This is a genomic window from Pseudomonas sp. GM_Psu_1 (assembly GCF_026544185.1).
GTDB lineage: Bacteria > Pseudomonadota > Gammaproteobacteria > Pseudomonadales > Pseudomonadaceae > Chryseomonas > Chryseomonas oryzihabitans.
In genome coordinates this window covers 1-8,241 of the sequence record NZ_JALNUX010000019.1, presented here as the reverse complement: position 1 = coordinate 8,241, position 8,241 = coordinate 1, and the positions used below count along the sequence as shown (strand labels likewise).

Genomic DNA, 8,241 nt, shown 5'->3' with positions numbered 1-8,241 from the left:
GGATCAGGCGTCCGCCTGGCTGATGCGATGGACGGCCTCGACCACGTCGCCCACGGTGCGCACCTGGCGGAATTGCTCGGCGGCGATCTTGTGGCCGGTCTGGCGGCGCAGGTGGTCGATCAGGTCGACGGCGTCGATGCTGTCGATCTCCAGGTCCTCGTAGAGGTTGGCCTCCAGGGTCACCCGCTCGGGCTCCAGTTCGAAGAGTTCGACCAGGGCGCTGCGCAGGGTCTCGAAGATGGCTTCACGGCTTTGCATGGCGATCTCCTCAGGCGGCGCGCTGGGCGGCGACAAAGGCCGCAAGGGCGTTGACGCTGGCGAAATGGGTGCGGGTGTCCTTGGCTTCGGCGTCGATGCGGATGCCGTAGCGCTTCTGGATCGCCAGGCCCAGCTCCAGGGCGTCCACCGAATCCAGACCCAGGCCGTCGCCGAACAGGATCTGGTCGTCGCCGATGTCGTCGACGGTGACGTCCTCGAGGCCGAGTGCCTCGATGATCAGGCCTTTGAGCTCGAGATTGAGATCAGTCATGGTTGCCGGTTTCCTTCAGGTAGAGCTGGTGTAGCTGGTCGTTGAGTTCACGCGACGCCAGCGGCAATGGCCGCCCGGCGAAGGTGGAGGGATCGATGTCGGCGCCGACGTCCAGCTGGAAGTCGAAGCGCCGCGCGGGAATGCGATACCAGGGCGTGGCCTTGGTCAGGGTGCTAGGCACCACGCGGATGATCACCGGGGTGATGCAGCGGGCGCCGCGCAGTGCGATGGCCGCGGCGCCGCGATGGAAGCGCGGCGGCTCGCCCGGGGTGGTGCGGGTGCCCTCGGGAAAGATGATCAGCGTCTGGCCGTCGCGCAGGGCGTCGGCGGCTTCGTCGAGCATCTCGGCGCTGCCGTTGTTGCTGATGTAGCCGGCGGCCTGGATCTGCCGCTTGAGATAGGGGTTCTGCCAGAGGCCCTGCTTGACTACGCAGTTGGCGTCCGGCACCAGGCCGATGAGCACCACCACATCGATCAGCGAGGGATGGTTGGCGATGATCAGCTGGCCCGGACGCCCCAGGCGCTCGCGGCCCTGGATGCGCAGATTCATCACCCGGGTCAGCACCATGAAGGCGACGAAGAAGCGGAACAGCCGGGCATTGGCCCGCCGCGCGCGCTGTCGGCGGCGCAGGGGATCGCCCGGCAGTGCCAGCAGCAGCGGCAGGATCAGCAGGCGAAAGACCAGGGCGCCGCAGCCGAACACCACGAAGTTGAGCCCCGTGGCCAGCAGGCGGTAGCCGTAGTCCAGGCGGCCGCTCACCCGCGGGCCTCCGCCTGCCAGTGCCAGGCGCGCCCGGCATAGGCGAGGTGCAGGGCGCCAGGCGCTTCCAGCAGGCGCAGCAACTCCAGGGCATGGGGCCAGGCGCTGGGCGCGGCCTCCGCCGGCGCCGGCGCGCCGCTCAGGCCATGGCTGCCGCCCGGGGTCAGCAGCAGGCCCACGGCATAGGGAAAGGGGACGTCGTCGATCTGGGGGGCATAGAGGGTCGGCGGGGCCTCCTCGGCGATCACCACCAGCACCCCGCTGGCACCCTCGGCGAGCAGGGTGCAGGCCTCCAGCACGGCGTGTTCGAGGCCGTCGCGACCGGTGGCCAGGGCGTTCATCTCGCTGTGGTCGCCGCGCAGGATCGACCACTGGCCGATGATGGCGTTGTGCACCGAGAGGCTGAACTGAGTCGGCGAGAGCGGCTCGCCGCGGGCCAGTTCCTGGAGGATGGCCAGGGTGCGCGGGGTCTCGCCATGGCGCGAGGCGAAGATCAGCGGCAGCGGCTCGCCATGGGCGTCGGCCAGCGGCCAGGCCACCTGGAAGGTCATGCGCGCCAGCCGGCTCAGGCGACGCCGCTGCATGGCCGGCAGGAAGCTGGCATCGGGCTGGCTGCCGTCGTCCGCCGGACGCCAGGGCGCGGCGCACCACTGCCGCCAGGCGTCCTGGTCGCCAAGACCAGGTGCCCAGGCGCGCCAATCGCTAATCTGGAAGTGCATGTTCACAGCCGAATCTACCCCGGAGCCTTACGTGCTTGCCGTTTCATCTATCCCTGATGAGCAGGGTATTGCAGCGTTCGGCGCGCATTATCCAAGCGGCTCCCACCCTAGGCAAACATTTGTCTGAACTTTGCGAAGAGGTGACAGTCGCGCCGCCAAGCCAGAGACAGGCTAGCGTGGCGGGAGGTAGAGAGCCCCTTTTCAGGGAGTGAAACGCCGCTCCGTGCGACGAGCGGCAGCGCCAACCCCGATTCGCGGGAGAGGGATGAAGGTAAAGGCGAAGCTGTCACTGAAGGTTATCGCGATCAGGGCCTTCTCGGCGGCTCCAGGGAATTTCCTCCTGCCTGGAGCCGCCGCGGCCCGCGATCAGGCCGTCGGCAGCAACTGCAATCGCGATAGCCGAATCGCCACGGCCAGGGCCGCCAGCAGCAGGGCGCCGATGAACAGGCCGACCCCGGTCCAGCCACCCAGGTGCCAGCAGAAGCCGCCCAGGGTCCCGGCCACGCTGGAACCGGCGTAGTAGCTGAACAGATAGAGCGACGACGCCTGGCCTCGCGCCTGGCGCGCCCGCCGACCCACCCAACTGCTGGCCACCGAGTGGGCGCCGAAGAAGCCGAAGGTGAACAGCAGCATCCCCGGCAGCACCAGCCACAGCGGGGTGAACAGGGTCAGCAGCAGGCCGCCGAGCTTGAGCACGATGGCCGCGGCGAACACCTGTCGCCGACCGAAGCGATCGGCCAGGCTGCCGAACTTGGCCGAGCTGTAGATACCGGCCAGATAGACCAGCGAGAGGACGCCGATCCAGGCCTGGCTGAGATGATAGGGCTCGGCCAGCAGGCGATAGGCGATGTAGTTGAACAGGGTGACGAAGGCGCCCATCAGCAGGAAGGCCTCCAGGAACAGCCAGGGCAGGCCGGCGTCGCGAAAGTGCAGGGCATAGCCGGCGAGCAGGCTGCGCGGTCGTAGCGGCCGTGGCTGGAAGCGTTTCGACGCCGGCAGGCTGCGCTTGAACAGCAGCGCCGCCACCAGTGCCAGCACCCCCAGGGCGCCGAGGGCGATGCGCCAGGAGACGAAGTCCACCAGCACCCCGCTGATCACCCGGCCGGACATCCCGCCCAGGGCATTGCCACTGATATAGAGGCCCATGGCATAGCCCAGGTGCTCGGGGTGCACCTCCTCGGCCAGGTAGGTCATGGCCACCGCCGCCACCCCGGCCAGCGACAGCCCGACCAGCGCACGGGTCACCAGGATGCCGTCCCAGGTGGGCATCAGGGCGCTGAGCAGGGTGAAGGCGCCCGCGGCGAACAGCGCATAGACCATCACCGACTTGCGCCCGATGGCATCGGAGATCGGCCCGGTCACCAGCAGGCCGCAGGCCATCAACCCGGTGGCCAAGGACAGCGACAGACTGCTGGCCGCGGCGGTGAGGCCGAAGGCCTGGGAAAAGATCGGCATCAGCGGCTGCACGCAATAGAGCAGGGCGAAGGTGGCGAAGCCGCCGCAGAACAGTGCCAGGGCGGTGCGCAGGAACTGCGGCGTGCCCTTCTCGATGAAGGCGTCCGGTTCGTGGTGGGCTTCGTTGGCGGCGGGCAGGGTGGTCAGGGTGGGGGCGGATGGCGTGGCGGACGACCGGGACGTGTTCACGGGTACCTCAGGACAGGTCTGATCTCACCACCCTAGGCTGGTGGCTGCCATATATCCAATATATTGTCCGTCTCGATTGATAGGTTGTACGACTCAATGGAAGACGTATGGAATTGCGCCACCTGAGGTATTTCGTGGCGGTGGCCGAAGAGCTGCACTTCGGCCGCGCCGCCGAGCGCCTGAACATCTCCCAGCCACCGCTCAGCCAGCAGATCCAGGCCCTGGAAAGCGAACTGGGCACCCGCCTGCTGGAGCGCACCAATCGACGCGTCGCCCTGACCGAGGCCGGCCGGCTGTTTCTCGACGAAGCCCGGCAGATCCTTCTGGCTAGCGAACGCGCCGCCGAACGGGTCCGTCGCGCCGGTCGCGGCGAGACCGGGCAATTGCAGGTGGGCTTCAGCGCCTCCTCGCCCTTCGTCGCCACCATCCCCAAGACGCTGTTCGCCTACCGCCGCGCCTATCCCGAGGTGCGCCTGCAACTGCAGGAGATGAGCAGTCGCGAACAGATCGACGCCATGCTCGCCGGCAACCTGCAGATCGGCCTGATCCGCCCCATCGAATTGCCCGACGCCCTGGTGGCGGTCGAACTCTTCCGCGAACCCCTGGTGGTCGCCCTGCGCCACGACCATCCGCTGGCGCAGCAGGGCAGCGGCCCGCTGCCCCTGGCCGCCCTCGCCGACGAGCCCTTCGTCTACTTCCCGCGCAGCTTCGGCACCGGTCTCTACCAGCAGCTCCACAGCCTCGCCGCCCGCGCCGGCTTCACCCCGCGCATCGTCCAGGAGGCCAGCGAAGTCCTCATCATCCTCGGCCTGGTCGCCGCCGGCCTCGGCGTCACCGTGCTGCCCGCCACCTACCAGCGCACCCAAATGGAGGGGCTGGTGTATCGCGAGCTGGACGATCCCGAGGCGACCTCGGCGGTGTGGTTACTGAGGCGCCGGGATGAGGTGTCGCCGCAGGCGGAGGCGTTTGTGGGGTTGTTGATGAGCGCAGCGCAGTAGCGGCCTTGCCCGACCAGGCGCTTTGCTCGCCCTAGTCCGGTGTCGAGTCGACCGGCGTCTTGCGGCGCAGGCGATTGGCGGCACGGGCGTCTTCGCTCGAGGCGAAGAAGTCGAGCTTGACCAGCCGCGACACGATGGCGCCCTCGCTGCGCTGGACCTGTGCGGCGATACGGGCGACATCCAGTTGGGCCTCGTACCAGAGTTGCGCGAGCTGGGTGTCGTCTTCGGCTGTCCACCGGGCGCCCGCCTGGGCGGGTTTGTTGACCGTATCGGCGACCGCATCGGGAGAGGCAGCAGGGATCGGCGGCAGCGGTTGCCAGCCGTCGGCGGCCTGAGAAGCCCACAACCACAGCGAACCGTCGTCGCAAAGAGCGCAAAGCCGGTTGGACGCCGATTCCGCATCGGCAGGCAGTACCTGAATCTGGACGATCTTGCGCACGGCTGGGCCTCCGGTTGCTGGTCAGGAGGTGAGGATAGAGCAGGAAGATTGCAGCGGTTCCTGGTGCCTTGTCCAAATCCAGACGCTTGGGTTTGCCCTCACCCCGGCCCTCTCCCTGAGGGAGAGGGGGTGTTTGGGGCGAGTACGGTGCAGGTGGGGCGTAGGTTGAGCGCAGCGCAGCCCAACAGGGCCCAGCCCGCTCAGTAGTAGCTGCGCATCACCGCGATCCCGGCCTCCAGCACGTCCCGCCATTCCTGGCGCAGCGCTGCAGAGAAGTCGGCATCGTACTCGGCCAGGGTGGCGAGCAGGCAGTCGACCCAGAGGTCGTAGAGTTCGGCGTCGATGTCCAGCCGTGCGCGGCAATGGCTTTCGCCGAGCTGGCGCAGCCGGGTGGCGGGCATGCCACGGGCGACCAGCACCAGATTCATGATGCCGTGGCGCAGCAGCAGCTTTTGCGCGGCCATGTCGGTGTGGGCGAATTTCTCCTGCACCCGGGGCGAACTGGCCAGGAAGCGCTGGTAGAAGTCATCGAAGAAGGCGGGGCTGGCGCAGCAGCGTCCGTAGCTCAGCATCACGTTCTGGGCCGGCAGCATGCGGATTCCTGGTTGGGCACGAAACGGCGCAGCCTGCCCGAGCGATGCCGAGGTCCTCTTGATTCCCATCAAGAGGAGGACGCTTCGCGCCCCTCTGAAACATTTTGAACCATTTCACAAGGCGGCTTCTCTACCTTAAGCGCAGCGGTCGCCGAGAAACCCCTACTCCAGAGGGCCTGGCCCGTCAGTGCGCACCTATCGTCCCCCTGGAGAACCCCATGAGTCAGACCCCTCTGCTAATCGGCTTCATCATCATGTCGCTCGCCTCCCTGGCCATCTATGCCAAAGGCGCCCACCGCGGTCCGCTGCGTGGCCACACCCTGGTCCATGCCGCCGTGCCCTTCATCGCCGCCACGGCCTATCTGGCCATGTACCTGGGGGTCGGCAACCTGATCAAGCCGGACGGCAGCATCACCTATGTCGCCCGCTACCTGGACTGGACCTTCACCACGCCGCTGCTGCTGGCCGGGGTGGTGAGCTCGGCCTACCTGGGTGCCCGCGAGCAGGAAGGCCAGGCCGGTTTCGTGGCCTCCATCGTGACTCTCGACGTGGTGATGATCGTGACCGGTCTGGTCGCCTCCCTGGCGCCCTACGGCACCATCAAGTGGGTGTTCTTCGCCTGGTCCTGCGCGGCCTTCGTCGGGGTGCTCTATCTGCTGTGGAAGCCGCTGGCGACCCTGGCCGGGCAGCATGCCGCCATCGGTGCGGCCTATCGCAAGAACGTCGGCTTTCTCAGTGTGCTCTGGCTGATCTATCCGGTGGTCTTCGCCGTGGGCCCCGAGGGTGTCTGGGCGGTGAGTGACGCGGCCACGGTCTGGGTCTTCCTGATTCTCGATGTGCTGGCCAAGGTGGTCTACGCCTTCACCTCGGAGCGCAATCTCAAGACGGCCCTGGCGCGGTCTGGCGTCTGAGCATGATGGCCATCGGGCGCGGCGGATGGCTGTTGCTGCCGGCCGCCGGGCTCGCCAGCCTGGCGGGTGGGGCAGGGCAGCTGGCCTTCGCACTGCTGGTGGGCCTGGGGCTGGGGCTCCTGCATGGCGCAAGCGATCTACGCCTGGTCGCTCCCGCACGGCGCCTCGCCTTTCTTGGCAGCTACCTGGCGACGGCCCTGGCCTGCCTGCTCTGCTGGCAACTGGCGGGGACGCTGGCGCTGCCGCTGTTCCTGCTATTGTCGATCTGGCATTTCGCCCATGAAGACGAACTCCTCGCCGATCGGCTGAGTGCTCTGGCGCTGGGACTGTTCATCGTGGGTGGTCCGGCGGTGCTGCATGAGACGGCCGTGGCCCGGCTACTGGCGCTGGCCATGGGGCCGGATGCCGCTCCGGCGTTGGCCGAGTGGCTGGCCAGGCTGCTGGTGCTGGCTGGGACCCTGGCATTGCCGGGGCTGCTGCTGGCCGCCTGGCAGCGCCGCTGTCCCTGGCTGGCGGCCACGCTGCTGGCCGTGGTGCTGGCGCCGCCTCTGGTCGGTTTTGCCCTGGGCTTCTATCTGCTGCATGCCGCACCCCAGACCGGGGTACGCCAGCGGCTGCTGGGGGCGCCTACCTTTACGGCCTATCTGCGGCTGACCTGGCCGATCCTGCTGGGCGCGGCGGTCTTCACCCTGGCCGGTGGCCTGGTCTTCGTGCTGCAGGAGCGCACCGGCATCCGGGCGCTGTTCGCCGTGCTGGCGGCCTTCGCCGTACCCCACATGCTGGTGCTGCCGCGCTTTCTCGCCCCGGGTGCCGAGGCCGCGCCGCGCTCAGGGCCGCAGATGGTTGAGCGGTAGCTCGGTGCTGGCCAGGATCTGGTTGAGCACAAAACTCGAGCGCACGCTGGAGACCCCCTCGATGCGCGTCAGGGTGCCCAGCAGCAGCTGCTGATAGTGCTCCATGTCGGGCACCACCACCTTGAGCTGATAATCCGCATCCATGCCGGTGACCAGGCAGCACTCCAGCACCTCGGGGCACTGGGCGATGATCCCCTGGAAGTTTTCGAAGCGCTCGGGGGTGTGCCTGTCCATGCCGATCAGCACGAAGGCGGTCAGCGACAGCCCGAGTTTCTTGCGATCCAGCAGGGCGACCTGGCGGGTGATGTAGCCACTGTCTTCCAGTTGCTTGACCCGTCGCGAGCAGGGCGAGGGCGACAGGCCGATGCGTTCGGCCAGTTCCTGGTTGGAGAGGCGCGCGTCGCGCTGCAGTTCTGCCAAGATTTTCAGATCGAAGCGATCGAGTTTGTCCATTTTGCATGCCTTGCGCTAGCCGATTGCGCCTAATGCTAGGTTTATGGCCAGGGATTGCGCAAGAGGCTGGAAAGAAGCTGCACAACGCAACCCGCTGCTGGCAGCAGGGGCGTAAGCTGAACTCAACTTCGATAGCCCGGTAGAGCTGTCCAACGAAGGCGCCCCAGGAGGGGCTTTCGCATCGCCAACGACGGTATCCCGTCCGCCGCGCCCGGGCCCGCCCAGGTCACCATTCCTGGTCGATCGCAGCCACCGTCACGAGCGGTGCGAGAGGACAACGAATTCAAGGGGAGGCCGCAAGGTCTCCCCTTTTCTTTTGGGCGGAAGTTTTGGCGTTGGGC

The 8,241-nt window shown here is 67.4% G+C and carries 11 protein-coding genes; 3 read left to right on the top strand and 8 right to left on the bottom strand.

What is annotated here, in order from left to right:
* Positions 1-3: 3 nt before the first annotated feature.
* From OXS31_RS21855 to OXS31_RS21835, 5 genes are all read right to left on the bottom strand, one after another.
* Positions 4-258 carry an acyl carrier protein gene (locus OXS31_RS21855; RefSeq protein WP_027599969.1) on the bottom strand — a complete coding sequence of 85 codons (255 nt, stop codon included), beginning with the start codon at positions 256-258 and terminating at the stop codon, positions 4-6.
* Between the two features lie 10 nt (positions 259-268).
* On the bottom strand, positions 269-529 hold the full coding sequence (locus tag OXS31_RS21850; protein WP_027599970.1) for a phosphopantetheine-binding protein: 261 nt from the start codon (positions 527-529) through the stop codon (positions 269-271).
* Positions 522-1,289 (bottom strand): lysophospholipid acyltransferase family protein, encoded by a 768-nt coding sequence (locus tag OXS31_RS21845; protein WP_241808173.1) that lies wholly within the window; start codon positions 1,287-1,289, stop codon positions 522-524. The genes OXS31_RS21850 and OXS31_RS21845 overlap by 8 nt, the downstream gene beginning before the upstream one ends.
* Complete coding sequence (locus OXS31_RS21840; protein ID WP_027601009.1) at positions 1,286-2,008, bottom strand: beta-ketoacyl synthase chain length factor; 723 nt, start codon at positions 2,006-2,008, stop codon at positions 1,286-1,288. The genes OXS31_RS21845 and OXS31_RS21840 overlap by 4 nt, the downstream gene beginning before the upstream one ends.
* Before the next feature lie 366 nt (positions 2,009-2,374).
* Positions 2,375-3,610 (bottom strand): MFS transporter, encoded by a 1,236-nt coding sequence (locus OXS31_RS21835; protein ID WP_241808200.1) that lies wholly within the window; start codon positions 3,608-3,610, stop codon positions 2,375-2,377.
* 149 nt (positions 3,611-3,759) lie between these two features.
* Between OXS31_RS21835 and OXS31_RS21830 the strand changes: the two genes are divergently transcribed.
* Entirely contained in the window at positions 3,760-4,650 is an 891-nt protein-coding gene (locus OXS31_RS21830) for a LysR substrate-binding domain-containing protein (protein ID WP_074584801.1), read from the top strand.
* A 31-nt stretch (positions 4,651-4,681) separates the two neighbouring features.
* Here OXS31_RS21830 and OXS31_RS21825 read toward each other — a convergent pair whose 3' ends face one another.
* Positions 4,682-5,089, bottom strand: coding sequence for a hypothetical protein (locus OXS31_RS21825; RefSeq protein ID WP_074584802.1), 408 nt, complete (start codon positions 5,087-5,089; stop codon positions 4,682-4,684).
* A 200-nt stretch (positions 5,090-5,289) separates the two neighbouring features.
* Positions 5,290-5,682 carry a globin domain-containing protein gene (locus tag OXS31_RS21820; RefSeq protein ID WP_267401993.1) on the bottom strand — a complete coding sequence of 131 codons (393 nt, stop codon included), beginning with the start codon at positions 5,680-5,682 and terminating at the stop codon, positions 5,290-5,292.
* A gap of 218 nt (positions 5,683-5,900) precedes the next feature.
* Here OXS31_RS21820 and OXS31_RS21815 point away from each other — a divergent pair, with 218 nt between their 5' ends.
* Both OXS31_RS21815 and OXS31_RS21810 read left to right on the top strand, forming a co-directional pair.
* Positions 5,901-6,593 carry a bacteriorhodopsin gene (locus OXS31_RS21815; protein WP_074584804.1) on the top strand — a complete coding sequence of 231 codons (693 nt, stop codon included), beginning with the start codon at positions 5,901-5,903 and terminating at the stop codon, positions 6,591-6,593.
* 2 nt (positions 6,594-6,595) lie between these two features.
* On the top strand, positions 6,596-7,447 hold the full coding sequence (locus tag OXS31_RS21810; protein WP_267401991.1) for a Brp/Blh family beta-carotene 15,15'-dioxygenase: 852 nt from the start codon (positions 6,596-6,598) through the stop codon (positions 7,445-7,447).
* Here OXS31_RS21810 and OXS31_RS21805 read toward each other — a convergent pair.
* Positions 7,421-7,900, bottom strand: a complete 480-nt coding sequence (locus OXS31_RS21805) for an Lrp/AsnC family transcriptional regulator (RefSeq protein ID WP_007161040.1) — start codon at positions 7,898-7,900, stop codon at positions 7,421-7,423. The two genes, OXS31_RS21810 and OXS31_RS21805, sit on opposite strands and share 27 nt — an antisense overlap.
* Positions 7,901-8,241 lie beyond the last annotated feature (341 nt).